This is a genomic window from Sphingobium sp. YBL2, from assembly GCF_000943805.1.
Lineage (GTDB): Bacteria > Pseudomonadota > Alphaproteobacteria > Sphingomonadales > Sphingomonadaceae > Sphingobium > Sphingobium fuliginis.
In genome coordinates, this window is the sequence record NZ_CP010954.1 from 1015001 (window position 1) to 1040287 (window position 25287).

A 25287-nucleotide genomic window follows, 5' to 3' on the forward strand; every position below is an offset into this window, starting at 1 on the left:
CTTTGATCCCGCGATTTCCGAATGGGACAACCCACCTTCACCATTTAAGGCTGCACCCGAGCGATCGGGCACAGCGTTAAATGGGAGAGGTATCACTAAGCTGAATAAAATAGGCTTTGGTGAAGCGAACCCGGAGAACTGAAACATCTCAGTACCCGGAGGAAAAGACATCAACCGAGATTCCGTTAGTAGTGGCGAGCGAACGCGGACCAGGCCAGCGCCTGGTGTTTAGTTAACAGAAGCCTCTGGAAAGTGGCGCCATAGCGGGTGACAGCCCCGTATGTGAAAGCGAAACATCAGGACTTGAGTAGGGCGGAGCACGTGAAACTCTGTCTGAACATGGGGGGACCACCCTCCAAGCCTAAATACTCGTACATGACCGATAGCGAACCAGTACCGTGAGGGAAAGGTGAAAAGCACCCCGATGAGGGGAGTGAAACAGTACCTGAAACCGGATGCCTACAAGCAGTGGGAGGGTCCTTGAGACCTGACCGCGTACCTCTTGCATAATGGGTCTGTGACTTAGTGTATCGAGCAAGCTTAAGCCGTTAGGTGTAGGCGCAGCGAAAGCGAGTCTGAACAGGGCGATTGAGTTCGATGCATTAGACCCGAAACCCGGCGATCTAGGCATGACCAGGCTGAAGGTGCGGTAACACGCACTGGAGGGCCGAACCGTTTAATGTTGAAAAATTATCGGATGAGTTGTGTTTAGGGGTGAAAGGCCAATCAAGCCGGGAAATAGCTGGTTCTCCGCGAAATCTATTGAGGTAGAGCGTCGGATGATTGCCGTTGGGGGTAGAGCACTGGATGGTTGCGGGGGTCGCGAGATCTACCAATACTAACCAAACTCCGAATACCAACGAGTCTAGTCCGGCAGACAGACGGCGGGTGCTAAGGTCCGTCGTCAAAAGGGAAACAGCCCTAACCTACAGCTAAGGTCCCCAAGTCACGTCTAAGTGGGAAAGCATGTGGGATTTCCAAAACAACCAGGAGGTTGGCTTAGAAGCAGCCATCCTTTAAAGAAAGCGTAACAGCTCACTGGTCTAAATAAGAGATCCTGCGGCGAAGATGTAACGGGGCTCAAGACGTGCACCGAAGCTTAGGGTTCAGTCTTTTGACTGAGCGGTAGCGGAGCGTTCCGTAGGCCGTTGAAGCGGGAGGGTAACCGACCGTGGAGGTATCGGAAGTGCGAATGCAGACATGAGTAGCGATTAACAGTGTGAGATGCACTGTCGCCGAAATTCCAAGGGTTCCTGCTTAAAGCTAATCTGAGCAGGGTAAGCCGGCCCCTAAGACGAGCCCGAAGGGGGTAGTCGATGGGAACCACGTTAATATTCGTGGGCCTGGTGGTGTGTGACGGATGGCGTAACTTGTTCGGCCTTATTGGATTGGTCCGGGCAGGGAAGTTGTCCCAGGAAATAGCCCCACCGTATAGACCGTACCCTAAACCGACACAGGTGGAATGGTAGAGTATACCAAGGCGTTTGAGAGAAGTATCCTGAAGGAACTCGGCAAATTGCCTCCGTACCTTCGGAAGAAGGAGGCCCCACATATGCGCAAGCACTTGTGGGGGGCACAGGCCAGGGGGTAGCGACTGTTTAGCAAAAACACAGGGCTCTGCTAAGTCGGCTTCAAGACGACGTATAGGGCCTGACGCCTGCCCGGTGCCTGAAGGTTAAGAGGAGGAGTGCAAGCTCTGAATTGAAGCCCAGGTAAACGGCGGCCGTAACTATAACGGTCCTAAGGTAGCGAAATTCCTTGTCGGGTAAGTTCCGACCTGCACGAATGGCGTAACGACTTCCCCACTGTCTCCAGGATATGCTCAGCGAAATTGAATTCTCCGTGAAGATGCGGAGTACCCGCGGTTAGACGGAAAGACCCCGTGCACCTTTACTGCAGCTTCAGAGTGGCATTAGGAAAGAACTGTGTAGCATAGGTGGGAGGCTTTGAAGCGTGGGCGCCAGCCCGCGTGGAGCCATAGGTGAAATACCACCCTGTTGTTTTCTGATGTCTAACCTCGCACCGTCATCCGGTGCAGGGACCCTCTGTGGCGGGTAGTTTGACTGGGGCGGTCGCCTCCTAAAGAGTAACGGAGGCGCGCGATGGTGGGCTCAGGACGGTTGGAAACCGTCTGTTAGAGTGCAATGGCATAAGCCCGCCTGACTGCGAGACTGACAAGTCGAGCAGAGACGAAAGTCGGTCATAGTGATCCGGTGGTCCCTCGTGGAAGGGCCATCGCTCAACGGATAAAAGGTACGCCGGGGATAACAGGCTGATGATTCCCAAGAGCTCATATCGACGGAATCGTTTGGCACCTCGATGTCGGCTCATCACATCCTGGGGCTGGAGCAGGTCCCAAGGGTTTGGCTGTTCGCCAATTAAAGTGGTACGTGAGCTGGGTTCAGAACGTCGCGAGACAGTTTGGTCCCTATCTGCCGTGGGCGTCGAAATTTGAGAGGAGTTGACCCTAGTACGAGAGGACCGGGTTGAACATGCCTCTGGTGTACCTGTCGTCCTGCCAAGGGCGCAGCAGGGTAGCTATGCATGGACGGGATAACCGCTGAAAGCATCTAAGCGGGAAGCCTCCCTCAAGATAAGATTTCTTCGAGCGGTCGTAGACCACGACCTTGATAGGCCGGATGTAGAAGTGTGGTAACATATGGAGCTAACCGGTCCTAATTGCTCTGATCGCGCCTGAGAGTCCCACCATCAATGACAACACTGGACACAAACCAGCGTCTGCCATCGAGCGTGGTGATCAACCTCATGCCAGATAAACAAACCAACTCATTTGATGACGCGTTTCTCAACCGAAACGCCCAAGTGCACGGCACCGATTAAAACCCGAAGCGCAAGCTCTATTGCTTGGTGACCATAGCGTCTGTGACCCACCCGATCCCTTCCCGAACTCGGACGTGAAACCAGTCTGCGCCGATGGTACTGTGGCTCAAGCCCCGGAAGAGTAGGGCGTCGCCAGGCATTATAGCTCGCGCTTCACATATAACCCATTCGCAATCTCCTGCGCCCAGGCGCAATGCCCCCCAAGCGCACCCCCTCAGGTCGCGCTGGCAAACCGGCAAACCACCAGCCCAAATCATACCTCAAACCCACCCTCCAACCCTGGGTAAATCACCCATGGCGCTGGACCAACGCGCTGAAAGCTCTACCGGCTGCCAAAGACGCGCGCCCATCATCGTCAGGGCCGCACCCGCGCTTGCGCTTAGAAACAGCAGCGCGGCCAGCGCAAATTCCGGCATGGTCATGTCCGCTGCCGGATTCTCCATGACCAGCCTGCGCAGCAGCCCGCCTTCTGGCCAGGTGGAGATCAACAGGATCAGGCCCGCCAACCTCAACCCGATCCTGGCCACCAGATGTTCATGCCAGTCCGACATTTGCCGCATTCTCCTTCCCGGAGAATGTTCAATTGCGCATTCCCGCATAGCTTATCGAGAGCGAGAACCGATCGTCCGCGTTGAAATTTCATAGGATTCGGGGGAGTTTTCCGGCATTCCTATGCGAATCCTATGCCGATCGCATAAAGCCCCACTGGAAATATAATGCGGCTTCATGCGATGGGCGGCCCGGCAACAGCGAGTGACGGTACGGATGACGGATCGAGCGGGCGAGGGGGTGGGCCATAGCCATCCGCAGGGGAAGTTGTCGCTTCTGGCATTGGGGGCGCTGGGCGTGGTGTTCGGGGATATCGGCACCTCGCCGCTCTATGCCCTGAAGGAGAGCTTCGTCGGCCACCATCCGCTGGCGGTCGATCCTGCCCATATCTATGGCGTCTTGTCGCTGGTCTTCTGGACCATGACGCTCATCGTCACGGTCAAATATGTGTTCATCATCATGCGCGCCGACAATCATGGCGAAGGCGGCAGCATGGCGTTGCTCGCCCTGATCTCCCGCAAGCTGGGGGAGAGCCGATGGACGCCGACCATCGCCATATTGGGCGTTCTGGCGGCAGCGCTATTCTATGGCGACGCGATCATAACCCCCGCCGTATCCGTGCTCTCGGCCGTGGAAGGGCTGGAGACGGTGAATGACGGATTTGCGCCCTTCGTCCTTCCCATCGCCATCGTCATTCTGATCGGGCTGTTCCTGATCCAGAAACATGGCACCGCCCGGGTGGGCGCGCTGTTCGGGCCCATCATGGCGGTTTATTTCCTGGTGCTGGCGGCGCTCGGCATCCTCAACATCGTGCGCCATCCGGGGATTGTCGCCATCGTCAACCCTATGTGGGCCATCCATTTCTTCGCGCTCGATGCGAAGCTCGCCTTCCTGGCGCTGGGTTCGGTCGTACTGGCGGTGACGGGGGCGGAGGCGCTCTATGCCGATATGGGCCATTTCGGGCGCAAGGCGATCAGCATAGCTTGGCTCTACGCCGCCTTTCCCTGCCTGCTGCTCAATTATATGGGCCAGGGCGCTCTGCTGCTGGACCTGCCTGAGGCGGCGGAGAACCCCTTCTTCCTGCTCGCGCCGGAATGGGCGCGGCTGCCGCTGGTCATATTGGCCACGCTCGCCACGGTGATCGCCAGCCAGGCGGTGATTTCCGGCGCTTTTTCCGTGACGCAGCAGGCGGTGCAACTCGGCTTCCTGCCGCGCCTCAAGATCGCGCATACCAGCGCTTCGGCGGCGGGGCAGATCTATGTGCCGCTGGTCAACTGGGCGCTGCTGTTCCTGGTCGTGCTGCTGGTTCTGGGCTTCCAGTCGTCGAGCAACCTGGCCGCCGCCTATGGGATTGCCGTCACGGGGACCATGGTCATCACCACCTGCATGATGGCGGTGCTGACCTTCAGCGTATGGCGCTGGAACAGGCTGCTCGCCGCTGGCGTGACGGGGCTGTTCCTCACTGTGGACGGCGCCTATTTCCTGTCCAACGCGACGAAGATTCCCGATGGCGGCTGGTTCCCGTTGCTGGTGGCGGCGGTGGTGTTCATCATCCTGACGACCTGGTCGACCGGGCGGAAGATCATGAACTTCTATCTGCTGGAAGGAGCGATGGAGGTCGAACTGTTCATCCAGTCCGTCTCCGGCTCCCTGAAGCGGGTGCCGGGCACGGCGATCTTCCTCAATTCCCGTGTGGAGGGCGTGCCGCCGGCGCTGCTGCACAATGTGAAGCATAACAAGATATTGCACGAGCGGGTGATCATCCTGACCGTGCGGACTGAGGGCGTGCCTCATCTGCCGCTCACCGGCCGTTCCGAAGTGACGGAACTGGGGGCAGGCTTCTACCGCGTGGTGCTGCGCCACGGCTTCATGGAGGAAGTCGACATTCCCGCCGCGATGAAAGCGGTCCAGGGCTGCGGCGGCCCCATCAATGTCAGCCAGACCAGCTATTTCCTCAGCCGCCAGACTTTGATCCCGTCGGAAAAGCCCGGCATGGCGATCTGGCGGGAAAAGCTGTTCGCCTGGATGATGCGCAATGCCGTGACGCCCATGGATTTCTTCAAGCTGCCGACGAACCGGGTGGTGGAACTGGGGTCGCAGGTCGAAATCTGATTCCCCTTCATTTTTGAACTTCACCCCGTCATTCCCGAAGGCGGGAACCCATCCCCCGGACGTGCCGTCTGGGGCTTCTTATGGAGGGTGGATTTCCGCTCCGTGCCGATGATGACTAGAGGGAGGAGGGGGGCTCAACCCCCATCCGCTTCCTTCAACCGGTAGCCGATCCCCAGTTCGTTCGCGATGATGCGGGGCCGCTGCGGGTCGTCCTCCAACTTCTGCCGCAGGGTTCGCACCAGCACGCGCAGATATTCGACATGATGCGCATGCTCGTTGGGCCAGACCTGCGCCATGATCTGCTGATGGGTGATCACCCGCCCCGGATATTTCGCCAGTTGCGCCAGCACGCCATATTCCTTCGGCGTCAGATGCACTTCCTGTCCGCCCCTTGTCACGATCCGCGCCATCAGGTCGATCGCCACATCCCCTGCGCGGACCATCGAAACGCCGCCATCCTTGGTCATGCGGTTGCGCAGCGCCACGCGCACGCGGGCAAGCATCTCGTCGGTATCGAAGGGCTTGGTCAGATAATCGTCCGCGCCCAGGTCCAGTGCGGCGACCTTCTGCTCGGTCGCGTCGCGCGCCGATATGACGATCAGGCTGGCGTCCGAATCCCGTTTGATGAGCGGCACCAGCTCCAGCCCGTCGCGGTCGGGCAGGCCAAGGTCGAGCAGGCAGATGTCGGGTCGCTCCTCCCGCAACTTGTCCAGCGCCTCGCGCGCATTGGCGCTCTCCACCGTCGCATGGTCGGCGCGGGTCAGCGCCGCGTGGATCAGGCGACGGATTTGCGGTTCGTCATCGATGATCAGCACCTTGTGGCGACCGGATGAACGGGTGGTCATGGCATGTCCTCGTCAGCAAGCGGAGACAGGATCGAGGCCTGCGGAAAGCGCAGGGTGAAGCAGGCGCCGGGCGGATCGGCCCGGTTGGCGGCCGATACGCCCAGCCCCATCGCCTCGGCAAAGCCCTTTACGATGGCAAGGCCAAGGCCGGTGCCATGCTTCGCCCGGTCCGACCCCTCCATGCGGGTGAAGGTGTCGAAGACGCGCGCCTCGCTCCCCGGCGGGATGCCCGGTCCCTGATCGATCACCGACAGGGTGATCGCGTCGGGCAGCCGCTGGCCCTGGATGGTCACGGGCGTATCCGGATCGGCATAGCGCCCCGCATTGTCGAGCAGGTTGATGAGGATATGGTGCAGCAGCGTCGGATCGACCCGCACCAGCGGAATATCGGGCAATATGTCGACCTTCACCTCATGCCGGCCAAGCGACTGGCGCGTATCGTGGACGGCGCCCGCCACCGCGTCAAACAGGTCCACGGGCTCCAGCTTCAGCGGCAGGGCGCCCGCCTCCACCCGCGCCATGTCCAGCAGATTGGCGACGAAGCGGGTCAGCCGCAACGCCTCCGCCTCCACCGTGTCGGCAAGGTCGCAGGGGTGCTGGCGCTTCAGTTCATGCGCGGCGGAGATGATGGTGGTGAGCGGCGTGCGCAGGTCGTGCCCGACCGAGGAGAGCAGGGCGGAACGCAGCCGGTCGCGCTCGCGGATCTGGCGGGCGTCCAGCATCTCCTCCTCCAGCGCCATGCGGTCGAAGGCGATGGACGCCTGGTCGAGCAGGCTCATGAGCAGCGGCAACTGGTCGGACCGCAACGGCTCCCCCGCATCCTCCCGCGCCAGTCCCAGCACGCCCAGCACGCCGCGCGTCGTGCGCAGCGGGTGGAACAGCCAGTCCGACGCCGTCAATGTGGAGGAACCGCGCCCGGCGGGCTGCTCATTGTCCATCGCCCATTGGGCGGCGGCCTTCTCTATCTGCTCCAGCCGGTCCTCCGGCGGCACGGCGGCGCGCAGTTGCGGACCGTCGGGCGATGGGAGGAGGAGGACGGTGCGCACGTCGAACATTCGCCCCACTTCGGCGCAGATGGCATGCATCAGCTCGTCCTGGCTGGCCGCCGCGGTCAGTTGCCGGGAAAATCCCGCCAGCGCCGCATTCTGCCGGGCGCTGCCATGGGCCAGGTCCGCCTGGGCGCGGACGCGGGCGGCGAACTGGCTGGTGACGATGGCGACGCCCAGCAGGACGAGGATGGAGATGACATTTTCCGGATTGCTGACGGTCAGCGTGCCGGTGGGCGGCAGGAAGAAGAAATTATAGGCGAGGCTGGAAAGCAGACCCGCGAACAGCCCGGCGCGCAGGCCGAAGCTGGCGGCGGCGAACATCACCGGCACCAGATAGAGCAGGGCGATATTGCCGAGCGCGATGGTCTGGACCAGCAGCCGCCCTATGGCGGTCATCAGCGCGATCATCGCCGTGGACCAGAGATAGTCGGCGGGCTTGCCCCATGGCCCCATGCGGGCGGTCCGGCGGGGCGGCGCGAACCGGTCGCCCGGCAGGACGTGGATGGCGACGTCTTCCATGGCGCGGACCAGACGGTCGACCACCGACCCGTGCCGCAGTTCGAACCACCAGCTTCGGCTCGCCTTGCCGATCACGATCTGGGTGGCGCGGGCGTCCGCCGCATATTGGCGCAGCCCCGCCACGACGCTGGGGGCGGGGATGGTCGCGGTCGTTCCGCCCAGGCGCGATGCGAGCGCCATGGTGTCGGCCAGATGGCCGCGCTCCTCCGCCGTGAAGGCCAGGCTGCGCTGCGTTTCGATATGCACGGCGGTCCAGGGCGCCTTCAGTGCGTCGGCCAGCCGCTTGGCGGCGCGGACCAGCCCCTGCGCGCTCGGCAGTTCGCTGATGGCGACGACGACCCGCTCGCCCGCCGCGAAGCTGCCTGCCAGCGCATGGGCGCGCACATAGTCCAGCATCTGCGCGTCCACCGCCTGCGCGGCGCGGCGCAACGCCATCTCGCGCAGCGCGGTCAGATTGGACTTGGAGAAGAAATGGTTGAGCGCCCGGCTGGCCTCCGCCGGGATATAGACCTTGCCCTCCTTCAACCGATCGATCAGCTCGTCGGGCGGAATGTCGACCACCTCGATCTCCGCCGTTTCGAGGATGGAATCCGGCACCGTCTCGCGCACCCGGACGCGGGTGAAGGAGGCGACGACGTCGTTCAGGCTTTCGACATGCTGGATATTCACGGTCGAATAGACGTCGATCCCGGCGTCGAGCAGCTCCTCCACATCCTGATAGCGTTTCGGATGGCGGCTGCCCGGCGCGTTGCTGTGGGCGAGTTCGTCCACCAGCACCAGCCCGGGGCGGCGGACGAGGATCGCGTCCAGATCCATCTCGCCCAGGCTATGGCCCTGATGATCGACTGCGCGCCGGGAAATGACCTCATGGCCGTGGAGCAGCGCTTCCGTCTCCCGCCGGCCATGGGTCTCGACCACGCCCACCGCCACGTCGACGCCGGCCTTCAGGCGCTGCATGCCGTCGATCAGCATCTCATAGGTCTTGCCGACGCCCGGCGCCGCGCCGAGGAATATCTTCAGACGCCCGCGGCCTTCCCGCGCCGCCTGACGCAGATAGGCTTCTGGATCGCGGCGGTCCGGTTCGCTCATCCCGCCTGATTAGCGCCGATGCCATCCAGCCGTCGATTGATTTCGAGGACATTGACCCGCGCTTCCCCCAGAAAGCCCAGAAGCGGTCGCTCTATGCTCCGGTCGACCAGCGCGCGAACCTGGCCCGGCTCCAGACCGCGCGCCTTCGCCACCCGCCCGACCTGAAAAAAGGCCGCATCGGGGCTGATATGGGGGTCCAGCCCCGATGCGGAGGTTGTCACCAGATCGGACGGAACGGGACGACCGGGTGAGTGCAGGGCCTGAATGTCGCGCGCGACGCGGTCGGCCAGCGCCCTGCTGGCGGGCCCCAGGTTGGAACCGGAGGAGGCGAGCCCGTCATAGCCCTTGCCCGCCGCCGACGGACGGGAATGGAAATAGCGGTCGCTGGCGAAATTCTGGCCGATCAGCGTGGAGCCCACCGGTCTGCCGCTCTGCCTGATCAGGCTGCCATTGGCCTGGAACGGGAAAAGCGCCTGCCCGATGCCGGTCAGCGCCAGCGGATAGGCGATGCCCAGCAGCAGCGCGAAGAGCAGCGTCATCGCGAGCGCGGGTCGAAGGGAGGTTTTAAGGTCGGTGAACATTCTGCTATCCTTTCCGCCGTCCGTCACGCCAGACCCAGTCCATTCACGGCAAGGTCGATCAGCTTGATGCCCGCGAACGGCGCGACCAGCCCGCCCAGCCCATAGATGGCGAGGTTCCGCGCCAGCAGAGGCCCGGCGCCGATGGGCCGGTAGGTCACGCCCCTCAGGGCCAGCGGCACCAGGCAGGGAATGATCAGCGCGTTGAAGATGATCGCGGACAGGATCGCGCTTTCCGGGCTGGCAAGGCCCATGATGTTCAGCACCCCCAGCCCCGGATAGAGCGCCACGAACATGGCGGGGATGATCGCGAAATATTTGGCGACGTCGTTGGCGACGGAAAAGGTGGTCAGCGCGCCGCGCGTCATCAGCAATTGCTTGCCCAGGCCCACCACCTCGATCAGCTTGGTCGGATCGCTGTCGAGGTCGACCATATTGCCCGCCTCCCGCGCGGCCTGGGTGCCGGTGTTCATGGCGACGCCGACATCCGCCTGCGCCAGCGCCGGGGCGTCATTGGTGCCGTCGCCGCACATCGCGACCAGCCGGCCGCCCTCCTGCTCCTTGCGGATCAGGGCCAGCTTGTCCTCCGGCGTGGCCTGGGCGAGGAAGTCGTCCACCCCCGCCTCCGCCGCGATGGAGGCGGCGGTAAGGGGATTGTCGCCGGTGATCATCACCGTGCGGATGCCCATCTGCCGCAGTTCCCCGAAGCGTTCGCGAATGCCCGCCTTGACGATGTCCTTGAGGAAGATCGCGCCAAGCAGCCTCCCATCCTTCGCCACTGCCAGAGGCGTGCCGCCCGCGCGGCCGATCTCGTCGGTGATGCGGCGCAGTTCCTGGGTTGCGGCTTCCCTGTCTAGGGCGGGATTGGCCCGCAGGATGCTGTCCACCGCCCCCTTGTGGATGGTCGAACCGGCCAGCGTTACGCCGGAAATGCGGGTCTGTGCCGTGAAGGGAACGACCACCGCGCCTTCGGGCAGCGCATCCGCGCTCTGCCCGAACTTCTCCCGCGCCAGCAGGACAATGGAGCGGCCCTCCGGCGTTTCGTCGGCCAGGCTGGCGAGCAGCGCCGCTTCCGCCAACTCGGCCGGGGACGTTCCGCCGACGGGGCGGAACTCGGTCGCCTGACGGTCGCCGACGGTGATGGTGCCGGTCTTGTCGAGCAGCAGCGTGTCTATGTCCCCCGCCGCTTCCACCGCTCTGCCCGATTTGGCCAGCACGTTGAAGCGCACCAGCCGGTCCATGCCCGCGATGCCGATGGCGGAGAGGAGGGCGGCGATGGTCGTGGGAATCAGCGTGATCAGCAAGGCGGCGAGGATCGCCACCGGCACGGCGCCCCCGGCATAGCTGGCAAAGCCCGGAATCGTGCCCACGGCGATCAGGAAGATGATGGTCAGGCCGACCAGCAGCAGCGTCAGCGCAATCTCATTGGGCGTCTTCTGCCGTTCGGCGCCCTCCACCAGCGCGATCATGCGGTCCAGAAAGCCCTGTCCCGGATTGACCGTCACCCGCACCCGAATCCGGTCGGAAATGACGCGCGTGCCCGCCGTCACCGCGCTGCGGTCGCCGCCCGCCTCCCGGATCACCGGCGCGGATTCGCCGGTAATGGCGGCCTCGTTGACCGAAGCGACGCCGGCGACCACCTCTCCGTCGGATGGGATGAGGTCGCCGGTTTCGACCAGCACGACATCGCCCATCCTGAGCGCGCTCGCCGGGACGGTCTCGACCGCGTCGCCCTTCAGCCGCCTGGCCGTCAGTTCCGCCTTGGTCGCGCGCAGCGAAGCGGCCTGCGCCTTGCCCCGTCCTTCGGCCAGCGCCTCGGCAAAGGTGCCGAACAGAACCGTCAGCCACAGCCAGGCCACCAGTTGCAGCTTGAAGCCAGGGGCAAGATGATCCTGCCCCACGGCCAGCAACAGCGTCAGCAGCACCGCCACGGCGGCGGTCGTGAACATCACCGGGTTGCGGATCAGGTCCCTGGGGTTCAGCTTGCGGAAAGCGTCGCCCATCGCGGGCAGGATGAGGTCGGCGGTGAAGAGCGATCGGGTTTCGGACCGGGGCATGGGCTTGTGATCCTTAGAAGAGCTGGCCACGGACCATCGCGAGATGATCGGCCATGGGGCCAAGGGCAAGGCCGGGGAGGAAGGTGAGGCCGCCGACGATCAGCACGATGCCGACCAGCAGCCCGGTCCACAGCGGCCCCGTGGTGGGGAAGCTGCCCGCGGTTTCCGGCGTGTACTTCTTCGCCGCCAGTCCGCCGGCTATGGCCAGCATGGGTATGATGATGAAGAAGCGGCCGATCCACATCGCCACGCCCAGCAGGCCGTTGTAGAAGGGGGTGTTGGCGGTCAGTCCGGCAAAGGCCGATCCGTTGTTGGCGACCGCGCTGGTGAAGGCGTAGAGGATCTCGCTGAACCCGTGCGGTCCCTTGTTGAGCGGGCCGGCAAGGCCCGCCGGCAACACGCTCGCGATCGCGGTGAAGCCCAGTATCGCCATCGGCAGCACGGCGATGGCGAGGACGGCGAGCTTCACCTCCCGGCTCTCGATCTTCTTGCCGACATATTCCGGCGTGCGGCCGACCATCAGCCCCGCCACGAACACGGCGAGGATGGCGAACAGCAGGAAGCCGTATATGCCCGCGCCGACGCCGCCGACCACCACTTCCCCCAATTGCATGTTGAACAGGGGGACGAGGCCGCCGATGGCGGTGAAGCTGTCATGCATGGCGTTGACCGCGCCGCAGCTCGCCGCCGTGGTGATGACGGAGAAGAGGGCGGAGGCGGCGATGCCGAAACGCACCTCCTTCCCCTCCATGTTGCCGCCGGGAACGCCCAGATGATGGAGGACCGGATTGCCGGCCGCCTCCTGCCAACAGGTGATCGCGACGCCGGCAAGGAACAGGACCATCATCGCGGCGAGGATGGCCCATCCCTGCCGCACATTGCCCACCGCCTTGCCGAAGCTGTGGGTGAGGCCGGCGCCGATGGCGAAGATCGACAGCATCTGCACGAAATTGGTGAGCGCCGTCGGATTTTCGAACGGGTGGGCGCTGTTCGCGTTGAAGAAGCCGCCGCCGTTGGTGCCCAGCATCTTGATCGCCTCCTGACCCGCGACCGGTCCCAGGGCGAGCGTCTGCTTCGCGCCTTCCAGCGTCGTGACCTCGACCGGTCCCGCCAGCGTCTGCGGCACGCCGCTCGCCATGTAGAAGATCGCGAGGAGGACGCAGAGCGGCAGCAGCAGATAGAGCGTCACCCGCACCATATCGGCCCAGAAATTGCCGATGGTCGCGCTGCTGCGCCGGGCAAATCCCCGGAACAGCGCAAAAGCGAGCGCAATGCCCGTCGCCGCGGAAAGGAAATTATGGATGGTGAGCGCCAGCATCTGGCTGAGGTTCGACATGGTCGATTCCCCGGCATAGCTCTGCCAGTTGGTGTTCGAGGTGAAGCTGATCGCGCTGTTGAAGGCGAGATGCCCGCTCACCGCGCCCAGATGCTGCGGGTTGAGCGGCAGCACCGCCTGCATCCGCAGCAGCGCATAGGTGAGGAGCAGCAGCGCCGTGTTGAAGACCAGCATATGCACCGCATAGCGGCGCCAGCCCTGTTCCTCCCGCGGATCGATGCCGGAAAGGCGGTAGAAGCCGCGCTCCACAGGGCCGAGCAGGCCGTGAAGCGGCGTGCGGCGTCCTTCGTAAAGCGCGAACAGCCAGAGGCCGACCGGCTTCACGAGGATCAGCAACAGGCCGACAAAGGCCGCGATCAGCAGCCATCCCTGAAAGGTCATGGAACGCGCCTCCCTAAAAGCGTTCGGGCCGCGCCAGCACGGCGACCAGATAGAGGAGGAGGCCGATGGCGGTGAATGCGGCGAGCCAGAGGTCGATGGTCATGGCGCCCGCCCTCACGCCCGCCCGCACAGCGCGGCATAGCCGAGGCTGGCGGCGAGAAGGATCAGGATCAAGCCGATCCAGAGCATGTCTTGCATAAGGAAACTCCCGCAGCCGAAGCTGTCGCGCGGGGTGCGGGACGGGCCATCGTCTGCCGCCGCTCAATTAGGACAGGGCGGCGTTTGAAATCGAGAGAGGGGAAAAGGGCAGGGCATAGAAATTGCGTATGAAAATGGCGCGCGGCGCGGGTTCCGGCCATCATGGCCGCAGGACACGGCCGGCCGGGTCACGGATGGACGAGGACGGCGCCGTCTTTGCAGATGAAGGGGAACGGGATCATATCCGGTTCGATTGGCGACGATGGCTGACAGTCGCGCCTGTCGCGCATAGACTGGGGCCGGTCACGGGCTGAACGGAATTTCGATGGTTTACACCGACATCGCCAACCGCACCTATAATCATAATTGGCGGCTGGACCCCATTGTCCGCAGCCTGCTGGACACGGATTTCTACAAGCTGCTGATGCTCCAGATGATCCGTCACCTCTACCCGGATGTGCAGGCGACCTTCAAACTGATCAACCGCACGCAATCCGTGCGTCTGGCCGAGGTCATCGACGAGGGCGAATTGCGCGCGCAGCTCGACCATGCCCGGTCCGTGCGCTTCGGGAAGAAGGAACTGATCTGGCTGGCGGGCAACAGCTTTTATGGCGAGCGGCAGATGTTCAGCCCGGATTTCATCGCGTGGCTGGCCGATTTCCGCCTGCCCGACTATGACCTGCGCAAGGTCGACGGCCAATATGAACTGTGCTTCCACGGCCCCTGGACCCACAGCAGCATGTGGGAAATCCCGGCGCTGGCGATCATCAACGAATTGCGATCCCGCGCGGCGATGAAGGGACGGGGGCGGTTCGAACTGGACGTGCTCTACGCCCGCGCCAAGGCGAAGCTGTGGGAGAAGGTGGAGCGGCTGGCGCAACTGCCCGACCTCGTCATATCCGACTTCGGCACGCGGCGGCGGCACGGCTTCCTCTGGCAGCGCTGGTGCGTGGAGGCGCTGAAGGAACGGCTGGGCCGCCGGTTCATCGGATCGTCCAATGTGCTGCTGGCGATGGACGCCGATCTGGAGGCCATCGGCACCAACGCCCATGAGCTGCCGATGGTGCTGGCCGCCCTGGCCGAGGGGGATGAGGGGCTGGCCGCCGCCCCCTATCGCGTGCTGGAGGATTGGCGCAATCATTATGCCGGCAACCTGCTGGTCGTGCTGCCCGATGCCTTCGGCACGGCGGCGTTCCTGCGCCATGCGCCGGACTGGGTGGCGGACTGGACGGGTTTCCGCCCCGACAGCGCGCCGCCGATCGAGGGGGGCGAGCGGATCATCCGCTGGTGGCGGGAAAAGGGACGCGATCCGCGGTCGAAGCTGCTGATCTTCTCCGACGGCATGGATGTCGACAGCATCAAGGCGACCTACCGGCATTTTGCCGGGCGGGTGCGGATGAGCTTTGGCTGGGGCACCAACCTCACCAATGATTTCAGGGATTGCGCGCCCTTTGCCACGACCGGGCTCGATCCGATCTCGCTGGTGTGCAAGGTGGTGGAGGCCAATGGCCGCCCGGCGGTCAAGCTGTCCGACAACCCCGCCAAGGCGACAGGCGAGCCGGAGGAGATCGCCCGATATTTGCAGGTTTTCGGGGGAGAGGGACGTCTGGAGAAGGAAGTGGAGGTCTAAGGGCGGCAGGGGCCAGGCTGCCGCGATTGATCCTTTCCCCCCACCCGGACGTTCCACGAAGACAGGAGCCATGACGACCCGATGACCGATACGCGCGCTCGCATCAACGCCATCGGGTGCGCCGTCCCCGCGCTGGACATGCATGCACCCTTCATTCGCTGGGCGACCGGCCAACTGGACGATCCGCGCGAGCGCCGGCTGTTCCAGCGCATGGCGGAGCGGTCCGGCATCGGGCATCGCTGGTGCGTGCTGCCGCCGACCGCCGAGGGCGGATCGCCGGTCGATCCCGGCGGCTTCTACGCGGGCGAAATGCCGCCGACCTCGCTGCGCATGCGCTGCTATGCCGATCATGCGCCCCGCCTGGCGATGGAGGCGATCGCGCGGTTGAGGGCGCAGGTGCCGCTCGACCGGATCAGCCATCTGGTGGTGGCGAGCTGCACCGGCTTCGTCGCCCCCGGCATCGACCAGATCATTGCCGAACGGCTGGGGCTGGAGGGGGTCGAGCGCACATTGGTCGGCTTCATGGGCTGCTATGCGGCGGTCGCGGCGTTGCGGACGGCGCGGCACATCGTCCGGTCGGAACCCGATGCGCGGGTGCTGGTGGTGACGGTCGAACTGTCTTCCCTGCATTTCCAGCCGGAATGGCAGATCGAGCGGCTGCTGATGATGCTCCAGTTCGCGGACGGCGCGGCCGCCGCTCTGGTGACGGGGGAGGACGCCGGCGTCGCGATCGACCGGCCCTTCTCGCTCAACCTCGCGGATTCGGCGGAACTGATCCGCTGGGACATAGGGGATAGCGGCTTTGTCATGCACCTGTCCGGAGAGGTGCCGGGGCGCATCCTGACGGCGCTGGGCGATCCCTCGGTGCGCCGCCGCCTGTGGGGAAGCGACGATATGGCCGGGATAGACCGATGGGCGGTGCACGCAGGCGGCCGGTCGATCCTGGACGCGGTGGAGCAGGGACTGGACCTTAGCCGCGATGCCCTGGCGCCGTCGCGGAGCGTGCTGGCGCGGTTCGGCAACATGTCCTCCTCCACCCTGATGTTCATCCTGCACGACATGCTGGCGGACGCGGGGCGGGGGGTGGCGCTGGCCTTCGGACCGGGACTGGCGGCCGAAGGATTCCGTTTCGAAGGGCTGGCATGACGGCGCGCCTGCCCGCTCTGGTCGTCGGTGGCGGACCGGCGGGCGCGGCGGCGGCGATCGCCCTGGCTCGGGCGGGGGCGCAGGTGCATCTCCTCGACCGCCGGAGCGGCCCGCATGATGGCGTGTGCGGCGGCTTCCTCGGCTGGGATGCGCTGGCGGCACTGGGCGATCTGGGTGTCGACGCGGTCGCGCTGGGCGCGCGGCCGATCCGGCGGTTGCGGCTGGTGGCGGACGGCCGGCATCTGGAACTGCCGCTGCCCCATGTCGCGGCGGGGCTGTCGCGGCGGACGCTGGACGAAGCGCTGATCGCGCGCGCGGCGCGGGCGGGAGCCGTCGTCCAGCGGGGCCGGGCGGTGCGCGCCGCCGACCCCGCAGCGCGTTCGATCCGGTTCGACGATGGCGGGCAGTTGGCCGGCGATGCGCTGTTCCTGGCGACGGGCAAGCATGAATTGCGCGGGCTGGCCCGCGATCTCACCGCCCGGCGGGAACCGCCCTGCGTCGGGTTTCGCGCGACCCTGCCCGGCAGCGCGGACCTGACGGGCGTGATCGAGATGCACCTGTTCGACGGCGGCTATGCCGGCCTGCTGTTGCAGGAGGATGGCACCGCCAATCTCTGCCTTTCCGTTGCGCGGGACCGGCTGTCGGATGGCGCGCCCGCGCTGATGCAGGCGATCATGGCGGAGGCGCCCCATCTGGCCCGCCGCATGGCTGGAAACATGCCGCCCTCTTTTGAAGCGATTGCCGGCGTGCCCTATGGCTGGCGCGCGGCGGCGAGCGTTCCGGGACTCTTCCGCATCGGGGATCAGGGCGCGGTGATCGCTTCCCTGGCCGGCGACGGCATCGCCATCGCGCTCCACAGCGGGACCAGCGCCGCGCAGGCCTATCTGCGGGGTGGAGCGCAGGCGGCGATGGGCTGGCAGGACCAGTGGCGCCGCCGCAGCCGGCGGCCGCTGGCGATTGCCGAAGCCTTGCGCCACGGGGCGGCGGGACCATGGGGACGCGGGCTGCTGATGCGGCTGCTGGGCCTGATGCCGGGGCTGGGCGTTCAGGCCGCGCTGCTCACCCGCATATCCGCTCCACGCACAGGCGGAAGGAAAAGCGCCGCACGATCCGCACATCGTCCAGGCTGATGCCCGCCTGGGGCAACAGCTCCGCCCAGTCGCCGGGGCGGAAGGACCGGGCAATGGACAGCCGGCCATCCTCCCGCACGATGCGGTGGACGCGCAGCAGGCGGGCGAGCAGCGGAAAGCCCCAATGGGCAAATCCATGCCGGTGCAGGTCGCAGATCAGCCACCCCATCCGCGCCTCCGCCTCCATATGGCGCAGGAAGGTCATCAGTTGCGCATCCGTCATATGGTGCGTCACCTGGCTGGAGATGATGAAGTCGAACTGCTCCGGCTGGTCCAGATAGTCGCCGGCCCGATAGTCGATGGCAAGTTCGGGCGGAGTCGCGTGGCGGGCCGCGGCAAGGCTCTTTTCATTGAGGTCGACGCCGATCAGCTCGGCCTCTATCCCGCGCTTCCGGGCCCAGCGGGCGACCGCGCGCAGGACGTCGCCGTCTCCGAAACCGACATCGAGCAGGCGGAAATGCCGGGCCGGACCGACCGCGCGGTTGAGGAAGGCGATGGTGGGCCAGGCAGTGAAGGTCCAGCGGTTCACGCGGGCGAGGTCGTGCAGCACCCGCTCATAGACGGCGGGGTCCAGGTCCGGCGCGTCCATCTGCTCTTCCTGCCGCGAACGGATCGAAAGGTCGGCCATATGCCCTCTCTTCTTCTCCGGCATCATAGCATATCTTCATGGGCATGGAGGTGCATGCCATGGGATATTTCACCGCGCTCCTGATCATGGCGGCGGCGGCCTCGCCGCCGTCCGTCGAGGGCCGTTGGCTGACCGAGGACCGGAAGGGCGTGGTGCAGATCGCGCCGTGCGGCGGGCAGATGTGCGGTCGGATCGCGCAAGTGCTGGACAAGGGACCGGGCGTGCCGGCGACCGATGTCAACAATCCCGACCCCAAGTTGCGCGGGCAGCCGATATTGGGCCTGCTCACCCTTTGGGGTTTCCGCCGCGACGGCGCGATCTGGAAGGGCGGCCGCGCCTATGACCCGAAATCGGGGCGAAGCTACCGCGCGACATTGGGATTGAACGCGGACGGATCGCTCAGGCTGACGGGATGCGTGCTGTTCCTGTGCCAGTCGCAGCGCTGGACCCGGCTGCGCTAGAGCACGCTGCGCTAAATCGGACGCAGGTCGCCATGGGCTGAATCCCCTCACACCCTAGGACCGGCGCTGTCCTTCTCCCACAGGAAGATGCCGTAGCGCATCGCGCCGGTGCGCAGCGCCAGGATCAGGCGCGGCAGGCTGAGGATGAAGTCGCGGTTCCGGGTCCGGGGATTGAGCGCAAGGCTCCGCAGGGCCGGGTCGCGGATCATGGCCACCGCCAGCCGACGCAGGCAGATCGTCCAGGTGCGGCGGACGCGGACGCTGGCATCCTCATGGTCGCGCAGCGCGAACCCCGCTTGGGCGGCCAGCGCCTCATAATCCGCCCGGCTGCCCATGCCGGGAAGCCGCCCCTCCCGGCAAATGGGTCGCAGCAGGTGGCGGACTTCCCATGGCCGCGCGCCTTCGCCCTCCAGCCAGGCGCAGACGACCAGCCGCCCGCCGGGCCGCAGCACCCGTGCCGCTTCCGTGAAGAAGCGGGCCTTGTCGACCATATGTTCGGAACTTTCGATCGCATAGGCGCCGTCGAAACCCGCATCGGGCAGATCATTGTGCAGCCAGTCCCGACGCAGGCAGGTGAAGCGGGACAGCGCACGCGCGCCTGCCACCTTCTCCTGCGCGGAGGAGAGGGTGAGGCCCGTGACATGGACGTCGTGCCGGGCGACGATCCGGGCGGCGGTGGCGCCATAGCCGCATCCTATGTCGCACAGCCTCTGTCCTGGTTCCGGCGCAAGCCGCGCCTCCACCTCCTCGACGAGCGCTTCGGCCGCTTCGGCGGGGCTCTCGCTCCCCCTCCGCCAATAGCCATGATGCACATGCTCGCCCCAGATCCGCCGGTAGGCGAGGTCCAGTTCGTCATAATGAACGGCGACGCCCGCCGCGGTAGAGGGCATATCCGGCACGATCATGCCGCCTATATCCCTTGCCCGGCGGGCAGGCGCAACGAATTTTCAGGGCAGGGCCCCCGCCTTCATCCCGCCGCCGCGAGCAGCCTGGCGCTGAGCGCGGGCCATTCGGTCATGTCCCAACCCTCCGGCGTTTCGCGGGTCATGATCTGGTCCGCGCCGAAGCAGTTGGAAAGGTCTATGTCCTCCGCCTTCACGAAGCTGCGGTCGGAAAGCGAATAGAAGGGCCGCACCACCGGCAGCGTCAGGTCGTCGGCATTCTGCTCGACCACGATCGCCAGCCGGTGCGAGCGCAGGCGGACCAGCGATCCGATGGGATAGATGCCGACCGCGCGCTGGAACGCCTGGAAGATTTCGGGGTCGTAGAGCGTCTGCGCCTCGTCCAGCATCAGCAGCGCGCGGGATGGGTCCTCGCCATGACGGTGGATGCGGTTGGACGTCATCGCGTCATAGGTGTCGCAGATCGCCGCCATGCGGGCGAACCGTCCGATTTCATCGCCCTTCAGCCCATGGGGATAGCCGCTGCCGTCCAACCGCTCATGGTGATGGAGGCAGACGTCCAGCACGGCGTCCGGCATTTCGCCGCCCAGCGCCAGGAATTCATGCGCCAGCGTGGTGTGGCTCTTCACGACCTCCCATTCCTCCGGCGTCAGCGGACTGTCCTTGTCCCAGGTTTCCTGCGGCACATGGCCCATGCCGACGTCCATCAGCAATCCGGCAAGCCCGGCCTGCTGCACCTCTTCCGGAGAGAGGCGGAGCTGCTGCGCCAGGCTGATCATCAGCGCGCAGACCGACAGGGCGTGCAGATAGAGATATTCGCTGGTGTTCTTGAGCCGCGTCACCGCCATGAAGGCGTGGGGATTGCGCTGGATGGAGCTGGAGATCTCATCGATCATCGTTTCCAGCCTGTTGAGCTTGATCGCATTGCCCAGTCGGGAATCGTCGAAGATCTTCTGCATCGCGCGCACCGACTTGCGGGCGAGGCGGTTGGCATGAACCATCTCCGCCTTGGCCGGCAGCCTGTCCTTCGACAGCGGGTCGAACGGACGGCTGACTGGCGGCGGCGCCCCGCGCCGGGCTATGGTGGCGCCCGCGCGGCCGAACGGACGGTCACGCTGGTCGGCAGCCGGCGCGCGGGGCGGGGCGGGCGCTTCGCTGGGCTTCAGGTCAGCGCCGCGAGAGGTGTCGATCTGCACCCATTCGACCTTGCTCGCCTTCAACGTTTCCAGTTGTTCGGCATCCTCCAGCAGCATCCTGCTCTTCCAGAAGGGGTGGGCGAACCATGACCCTTCCATCTTGTGGAGGAACATGCCCAATTCGACATGCTCGGTACGAATTCTCTTCAACATGATGATGCGCGGCCCCGACTTGAAAGTCCCTCCCGTCCGATCCGAAGCGCGCTCTCCCGTCCCTGCCGGACTCCTCCCCCGGAGCATGTCGCGCTTCCATCGGACAATATGGACTTTTAGAGCATCGTGCGGAAAAGCCTGTCCTGAGCCCTGTCGAAGGACGGGAACCGGTTTTCTGCCTAAAACGATGCGACAACAGAAACTTGGAGCGCGCGGCCTGTGCCCGATACAAGGCAACGCGCTCCAGCGCGGCATTTCGCTCCCAAAGCCTTGCGGAAAGGTTAAATTCCCTATTGCCAGCCGAGGCCGAGCGCCTTTTGCAGGGCGATATAGTCGGCCGTCATCGCCGCCGTTCCCTGGGTCAGCGCCTGAGCCGCCGACAGGCTCTGCCGCTCCGCGTCGAGAAGCTGGATGCGGGTGGCCGTTCCCGCCTCGAAACGCTGGCGCATCAGCGCGGCGGCGCGCTCAGCCGAGGCCTTCGACCGGGCGGCGCTGGCGACGCTCAGCCGCCGCGCGCCAAAGCGGGAAAGCGCGTCCTCGCCGTCGCGCAGGGCATTGAGCACCGCCTGCCGATATTGCGCGGCCGCCTCGTCCCGGACGCCTTCGGCCTGTCCGACCCGGGCGGCGTTGCGGCCGAAATCGAGGAAGCTCCAGCTCAGGCGCGGCATGGCGATCGCCGCCAGCGTGTCGAGGTCGACCAGATCGCCCGGATCGGTGCCGCCGATGCCGATCAGGCCCATGAAGCTGAGGCTGGGAAAACGCGCGGCCTCCGCCACGCCGATCCTGGCGGTGGCGGCGGCGAACTGGCGCTCCGCCGCCCTGATGTCGGGGCGGCGCCTGAGCAGCGCGGCGGGATCGCCGACCGCGACCTGCGCGGGAGGCAGCGGCACGGGCGCGGGCGCGGCCAGCATGGCGTCGAGCGCGCCGGGCGCTTCCCCGGCCAGGGTAGCCAGCGCGTTCAGATAGGCGTCGCGCTCCGCACTCAGCGGCAGCAGCGCGGCGTCGCTCTGCTCCAGCTGGTTGCGCTGCTGTTCCACCTCCAGCGCGGAGGCAGTTCCCCCGGCGTGGCGCTGTTCCGTCAGGCGCAGCATCTCGCGCTGCCGGGCCGTGGCCTGCTGCGCCAGCGCGATACGCTGCTGCCGGTCGCGCAGATTGACATAGGCCTGGGCGATTTCGGCGGTCAGGCTGACCTGCGCGTCCGCGACATTGGCCTGCGCCGCCTCAACCTGGGCCCGTGCCGCCTCCACTCCCCGCCGCCGGCCACCCCACAGATCGACCTCCCAACTCGCGTCGAAGCCCAGATTGTAGAAATTGAGCGACTGGCTGTCGCCGCCATCGGAACTGTCCTCCTCCGAATTGCCGAGGTCGACGCCGGGCACGGTGGCATGGACGTAAAGAGCGGAGGCATTGACATTGGGAAGGGCATTGGCGCGCTCCGTCCGCAGCGAGGCGCGGGCCTGCCGCACCCTTGCCTCCGCCACGGCCACGCCGGGACTGGCGGCCAGCGCGCGGCTTTCCAGCGCGTCCAGCACCGGGTCGCCCAGCGCCGTCCACCAGGCCGCGGCGGCGGGCGCCTGCGGGCCGGCGTCGGCGGGCGCCCTGACGAACTGCGCCGCCGGGCTGACCGGCCTGGCCGCTTCCGGCCCTTGATAATCCGGCCCGGCGGTGCAGGCGGCGAGCGTCAGCAGCGGGAGGATGGCCGGAGGAAGGACGGTCTGGGGGAAACGCATGGAACCAGCCTCAATGCATCGCGACCGCTTGCCCCTTGGGCAAGGGACGCAGGAACAGCACCAGCGGCAATACGGCGATGATGCCGACCGCCAGCATCGTGAAGATGTCGTTATAGGTCATCACCAGCGCTTCCCGCTGGATCGTGCCTGCCAGCGATCGAAGCGCGGCGTCCTGCCCGCCCAGCGAATGGGCGAGGCCGCCGATATAATCCTGCACCTGCCCGCTATTGGCGCTCAGGCTTTCCTCCATGCGGCGGCTGTGCAGCCAGCTTCGCTGGTCCTGGATGGTGGCGATGCCCGCCAGCGCCAGCGATCCGCCCAGATTGCGGACGGCGTTGAACAGCCCGGCGGCATCGCCCGCATCCTCGCGCGGGACCGATGCGATGGCCGCCTGGTTGAGGAACAGGAAACCGAATACGCTGCCCACGCCGCGCAGCAATTGCGACTCGACGAAATCATGGCCTACCGCCTGATTGGTCAGCACCGTGTCGACCCAGCAGCTCGTCGCCATGACGAGCAGCCCGGCGCCCACCGCGATGCGGATGTCGAGGTGCCGGATCAGCAGGGGCGTGAGCGGCATCAGCATCAGGCTCGGAATGCCGGACAGCAGGACGATGCGGCCCGATTGCAGCGCGTCATAGCCGGCGATCGCCGCCAGGAACTGCGGAATGACGAAGGCGGTGCCGTACAGCATCATGCCGATCACCAGCCCCATCAGCGCAACGGCCCCGAATTGCCGGTCGAGCAGCAGCTTCAGCCGGATGACGGGCCTTTTCGCGAAATATTGTCCGGCGAACAGCAGGATGAAGCCGATGCCGGAGATGACCGACATCAGGACGATCTCGCTGCTCTGGAACCATTGTTCCCGCTGCCCCTCCTCCAGCACGATGGTAAGGCCGCCCAGGCCCAGCGCCATGCCCGCGATGCCCAGCCAGTCGGCCTGCCGGAATTCGCTGAGGCGCGGCTTTTGATGCGGCATCGTCACCAGCAGCAGGGTGATCAGCACGATGCCCACGGGCAGGTTCAGGAAGAAGGCGTAGTGCCAGCTTATATTCTCCGTCAGCCATCCGCCGACCAGCGGGCCGAGCACCGGCCCAAGAATGGCGGTGACGCCGAACAGCGCATTGCCGATCGGCTGCTGCGAACGGGGAAGGCGCGTGGCGATGATGGTCATCGCCGTGGGGATCAGCGCGCCGCCGGTAAAGCCCTGGCCGACGCGGCCGATGACCATGGTGGTAAGGTCGCCGGCCACGCCGCACAGCATCGAAAAACCGGTGAACAGAAAGGCGGCGGCGAGCAGCAGGGTGCGCAGCCCCAGCAGCCGTTCCAGCCAGGCCGCCAGCGGAATGACGATGATCTCCGCGACCAGATAGGATGTCGCGATCCAGGTGCCCTCCGTGCCGCTGGCGCCGATCTCGCCCTGGATCGTGGGCAGCGCTGAATTGACGATGGAAATGTCCAGCGTCGCCATCATCGCGCCCAGGCTTCCCGCGATGACGGCCAGCCACGCGGCGGTGTCGGCGCGTTCGGGAAGGGGCGGCGCGGCCGGAGCGGCGGTGGCGTTCATCGGCCGATCCGGGCGTTATGCCGCTCCTGCTCCCGGCGGATCTGCGCGGCGGCGTTCCGGGCCGAACGGGTGTCGACGGACACTTCGACGGACATGCCGGGGACCAGCAGCTTCCGGGTTTCGGGGCCGGCGCTGACGGCGATGCGCACCGGGATGCGCTGGACGATCTTGGTGAAATTGCCGGTGGCGTTCTGCGGCGGCAGGACCGAAAACTGGGCGCCGGTGCCGGGCGCGATGCTGGCGACCCGTCCGGGCAGCTCGATCCCGGGCAGCGCATCCACCGCGATCGTCACCGGCTGGCCGACGCGCATCAGGCCCAGTTGCGTTTCCTTGAAATTCGCCTCGACATAGAGGCTGGCCTTGGGAACCAGCGTCATCAGCCGGCTGGCGGCCTGAACGAACTGGCCCTGCCTGACGCTCCTGTCACCGATCCGCCCGTCGACCGCCGCCCGCAATATCGTCGCCTCCACATTGGTGCTGGCGGCCGAAAGCTGCGCACGCGCGGCCTCGCCCTGCGCTTCCGCCTGCCGCACCTGTGTCTGCAGGGTGGCGATCCGCTTCTGCGCGCTGGTCAGTGTCGCCCTGGCCGCCGCGGCCCTCGCCCGCGCCTGGGTCGCCTGGTTCTGAAGCTCCGACAGGCGCTCGCGGGTCTCCGCACCGCTGGCCGCCAGCGGGCGATAGCGCTCCACCTCGCGCGCGGCGAAGGTGGCATTGGCGTTGGCGGCGTTCAGATCGGCCTCGGCCTGCGCGACGGCGGCGCGTTGCTCAGCAATCTGGGCGACGACCCCGGCCGCATTGGCCTTGGCCACGTCGATCTGCGCCACGGACTGGGCCGCCTGCGCCCGGTAATCGCGCGGATCGATCTGAACCAGCGGCTGGCCGGCCTTCACATCCTGGTTCTCATCGACGAAGACGCGGTCGACATAGCCGGACACCTTGGGCGCGACGGTGATCGAATCGGCCTGGATATAGGCGTCGTTGGTCGATTCCTGATATTTGCCGAAGGTTTCGAAGCGGATGAGCCACAGCACGCCGCCGCCGATCAGCGCCAGCGCCACGAGCAGCAGGATCAGGCGTGCACGCGGGCTTCTGAGCGCGGAGGAGCGGCTCTGGCCCGAGTCGTCGCCATGGGGGGGAGAAGAAGCCACTGTCTCAGAACTCATCGATGGAACCCGCAGATCGCAATACCG

Annotated in this window: 18 protein-coding genes and 2 rRNA genes (1 of these 20 running past the window's edge); 7 read left to right on the forward strand and 13 right to left on the reverse strand. The window is 65.6% G+C overall.

Annotated elements, in window-relative coordinates; genetic code table 11:
- Together TZ53_RS04860 and rrf are read left to right on the forward strand one after the other, a co-directional pair.
- Positions 1 to 2699 (forward strand): 23S ribosomal RNA (locus tag TZ53_RS04860); it begins 96 nt to the left of the window's first position.
- 165 nt (positions 2700 to 2864) lie between these two features.
- Positions 2865 to 2979, forward strand: a 5S ribosomal RNA gene (rrf, locus tag TZ53_RS04865).
- Positions 2980 to 3101: 122 nt separating this feature from the next.
- Here rrf and TZ53_RS04870 read toward each other — a convergent pair.
- Complete coding sequence (locus TZ53_RS04870; RefSeq protein WP_044662862.1) at positions 3102 to 3392, reverse strand: hypothetical protein; 291 nt, start codon at positions 3390 to 3392, stop codon at positions 3102 to 3104.
- Between the two features lie 214 nt (positions 3393 to 3606).
- Here TZ53_RS04870 and TZ53_RS04875 point away from each other — a divergent pair, with 214 nt between their 5' ends.
- A complete protein-coding gene (locus TZ53_RS04875) occupies positions 3607 to 5502 on the forward strand; it encodes a potassium transporter Kup (protein WP_025549819.1) in 1896 nt (631 codons plus the stop codon).
- Between the two features lie 134 nt (positions 5503 to 5636).
- Here the strand turns inward: TZ53_RS04875 and TZ53_RS04880 are convergent, their stop codons facing one another.
- From TZ53_RS04880 to TZ53_RS04905, 6 genes are read right to left on the reverse strand one after another with little or no spacing between them, the layout of a single operon-like run.
- Positions 5637 to 6347: a response regulator gene (locus tag TZ53_RS04880; protein WP_044660618.1), complete on the reverse strand. Its 711-nt coding sequence runs from the start codon at positions 6345 to 6347 to the stop codon at positions 5637 to 5639.
- Complete coding sequence (locus TZ53_RS04885) at positions 6344 to 9004, reverse strand: sensor histidine kinase (protein WP_044660619.1); 2661 nt, start codon at positions 9002 to 9004, stop codon at positions 6344 to 6346. The genes TZ53_RS04880 and TZ53_RS04885 overlap by 4 nt, the downstream gene beginning before the upstream one ends.
- Positions 9001 to 9585 (reverse strand): potassium-transporting ATPase subunit KdpC, encoded by a 585-nt coding sequence (gene kdpC, locus TZ53_RS04890; RefSeq protein ID WP_044660620.1) that lies wholly within the window; start codon positions 9583 to 9585, stop codon positions 9001 to 9003. The genes TZ53_RS04885 and kdpC overlap by 4 nt, the downstream gene beginning before the upstream one ends.
- Positions 9586 to 9608: 23 nt before the next feature.
- Positions 9609 to 11639, reverse strand: coding sequence for a potassium-transporting ATPase subunit KdpB (kdpB, locus tag TZ53_RS04895; protein ID WP_025549817.1), 2031 nt, complete (start codon positions 11637 to 11639; stop codon positions 9609 to 9611).
- Between the two features lie 13 nt (positions 11640 to 11652).
- A complete protein-coding gene (gene kdpA, locus TZ53_RS04900; protein ID WP_044660621.1) occupies positions 11653 to 13356 on the reverse strand; it encodes a potassium-transporting ATPase subunit KdpA in 1704 nt (567 codons plus the stop codon).
- Positions 13357 to 13369: 13 nt separating this feature from the next.
- Entirely contained in the window at positions 13370 to 13459 is a 90-nt protein-coding gene (locus tag TZ53_RS04905) for a potassium-transporting ATPase subunit F (RefSeq protein ID WP_037483019.1), read from the reverse strand.
- A gap of 420 nt (positions 13460 to 13879) precedes the next feature.
- Here TZ53_RS04905 and pncB point away from each other — a divergent pair, with 420 nt between their 5' ends.
- The 3 genes from pncB (at position 13880) to TZ53_RS04925 (ending at position 17460) form a co-directional block, all read left to right on the forward strand.
- Entirely contained in the window at positions 13880 to 15184 is a 1305-nt protein-coding gene (gene pncB / locus TZ53_RS04915; protein WP_044660622.1) for a nicotinate phosphoribosyltransferase, read from the forward strand.
- Positions 15185 to 15265: 81 nt separating this feature from the next.
- A complete protein-coding gene (locus TZ53_RS04920; RefSeq protein WP_025549815.1) occupies positions 15266 to 16330 on the forward strand; it encodes a type III polyketide synthase in 1065 nt (354 codons plus the stop codon).
- The gene (locus TZ53_RS04925) at positions 16327 to 17460 is read left to right on the forward strand and encodes an NAD(P)/FAD-dependent oxidoreductase (protein WP_044660623.1); all 1134 of its coding nucleotides are present in this window, start codon (positions 16327 to 16329) and stop codon (positions 17458 to 17460) included. Before TZ53_RS04920 ends, TZ53_RS04925 begins: the two co-directional genes overlap by 4 nt.
- Here TZ53_RS04925 and TZ53_RS04930 read toward each other — a convergent pair.
- Positions 17390 to 18088, reverse strand: coding sequence for a methyltransferase domain-containing protein (locus tag TZ53_RS04930; RefSeq protein ID WP_025549814.1), 699 nt, complete (start codon positions 18086 to 18088; stop codon positions 17390 to 17392). The genes TZ53_RS04925 and TZ53_RS04930 overlap by 71 nt on opposite strands.
- A gap of 59 nt (positions 18089 to 18147) precedes the next feature.
- Here TZ53_RS04930 and TZ53_RS04935 point away from each other — a divergent pair, with 59 nt between their 5' ends.
- Positions 18148 to 18549, forward strand: a complete 402-nt coding sequence (locus TZ53_RS04935; RefSeq protein WP_044662863.1) for a DUF2147 domain-containing protein — start codon at positions 18148 to 18150, stop codon at positions 18547 to 18549.
- 47 nt (positions 18550 to 18596) lie between these two features.
- Here the strand turns inward: TZ53_RS04935 and TZ53_RS04940 are convergent, their stop codons facing one another.
- From TZ53_RS04940 to TZ53_RS04960, 5 genes are all read right to left on the reverse strand, one after another.
- The gene (locus TZ53_RS04940) at positions 18597 to 19454 is read right to left on the reverse strand and encodes a class I SAM-dependent methyltransferase (protein ID WP_025549812.1); all 858 of its coding nucleotides are present in this window, start codon (positions 19452 to 19454) and stop codon (positions 18597 to 18599) included.
- A gap of 62 nt (positions 19455 to 19516) precedes the next feature.
- Positions 19517 to 20800 carry an HD-GYP domain-containing protein gene (locus TZ53_RS04945; RefSeq protein ID WP_025549811.1) on the reverse strand — a complete coding sequence of 428 codons (1284 nt, stop codon included), beginning with the start codon at positions 20798 to 20800 and terminating at the stop codon, positions 19517 to 19519.
- Between the two features lie 290 nt (positions 20801 to 21090).
- Positions 21091 to 22530 (reverse strand): efflux transporter outer membrane subunit, encoded by a 1440-nt coding sequence (locus TZ53_RS04950; RefSeq protein ID WP_025549810.1) that lies wholly within the window; start codon positions 22528 to 22530, stop codon positions 21091 to 21093.
- A 10-nt stretch (positions 22531 to 22540) separates the two neighbouring features.
- Positions 22541 to 24097 (reverse strand): DHA2 family efflux MFS transporter permease subunit, encoded by a 1557-nt coding sequence (locus TZ53_RS04955; protein ID WP_025549809.1) that lies wholly within the window; start codon positions 24095 to 24097, stop codon positions 22541 to 22543.
- Entirely contained in the window at positions 24094 to 25245 is a 1152-nt protein-coding gene (locus TZ53_RS04960; protein WP_025549808.1) for an HlyD family secretion protein, read from the reverse strand. The genes TZ53_RS04955 and TZ53_RS04960 overlap by 4 nt, the downstream gene beginning before the upstream one ends.
- Between the last annotated feature and the right edge of the window lie 42 nt (positions 25246 to 25287).

Excerpts from the sequence above, each read along its gene's own strand:
- TZ53_RS04925 (WP_044660623.1), top strand. The coding sequence starts at position 16,327 with ATGACGGCGCGCCTGCCCGCTCTGGTCGTCGGTGGCGGACCGGCGGGC.
- TZ53_RS04920 (WP_025549815.1), top strand. The coding sequence starts at position 15,266 with ATGACCGATACGCGCGCTCGCATCAACGCCATCGGGTGCGCCGTCCCC.
- kdpC (WP_044660620.1), bottom strand. The coding sequence starts at position 9,585 with ATGTTCACCGACCTTAAAACCTCCCTTCGACCCGCGCTCGCGATGACG.
- TZ53_RS04905 (WP_037483019.1), bottom strand. The coding sequence starts at position 13,459 with ATGACCATCGACCTCTGGCTCGCCGCATTCACCGCCATCGGCCTCCTC.
- TZ53_RS04955 (WP_025549809.1), bottom strand. The coding sequence starts at position 24,097 with ATGAACGCCACCGCCGCTCCGGCCGCGCCGCCCCTTCCCGAACGCGCC.
- TZ53_RS04880 (WP_044660618.1), bottom strand. The coding sequence starts at position 6,347 with ATGACCACCCGTTCATCCGGTCGCCACAAGGTGCTGATCATCGATGAC.
- TZ53_RS04930 (WP_025549814.1), bottom strand. The coding sequence starts at position 18,088 with ATGGCCGACCTTTCGATCCGTTCGCGGCAGGAAGAGCAGATGGACGCG.
- kdpB (WP_025549817.1), bottom strand. The coding sequence starts at position 11,639 with ATGCCCCGGTCCGAAACCCGATCGCTCTTCACCGCCGACCTCATCCTG.
- TZ53_RS04945 (WP_025549811.1), bottom strand. The coding sequence starts at position 20,800 with ATGTTGAAGAGAATTCGTACCGAGCATGTCGAATTGGGCATGTTCCTC.
- TZ53_RS04950 (WP_025549810.1), bottom strand. The coding sequence starts at position 22,530 with ATGCGTTTCCCCCAGACCGTCCTTCCTCCGGCCATCCTCCCGCTGCTG.
- TZ53_RS04875 (WP_025549819.1), top strand. The coding sequence starts at position 3,607 with ATGACGGATCGAGCGGGCGAGGGGGTGGGCCATAGCCATCCGCAGGGG.
- TZ53_RS04870 (WP_044662862.1), bottom strand. The coding sequence starts at position 3,392 with ATGTCGGACTGGCATGAACATCTGGTGGCCAGGATCGGGTTGAGGTTG.
- pncB (WP_044660622.1), top strand. The coding sequence starts at position 13,880 with ATGGTTTACACCGACATCGCCAACCGCACCTATAATCATAATTGGCGG.
- kdpA (WP_044660621.1), bottom strand. The coding sequence starts at position 13,356 with ATGACCTTTCAGGGATGGCTGCTGATCGCGGCCTTTGTCGGCCTGTTG.
- TZ53_RS04940 (WP_025549812.1), bottom strand. The coding sequence starts at position 19,454 with ATGATCGTGCCGGATATGCCCTCTACCGCGGCGGGCGTCGCCGTTCAT.
- TZ53_RS04885 (WP_044660619.1), bottom strand. The coding sequence starts at position 9,004 with ATGAGCGAACCGGACCGCCGCGATCCAGAAGCCTATCTGCGTCAGGCG.
- TZ53_RS04935 (WP_044662863.1), top strand. The coding sequence starts at position 18,148 with ATGGGATATTTCACCGCGCTCCTGATCATGGCGGCGGCGGCCTCGCCG.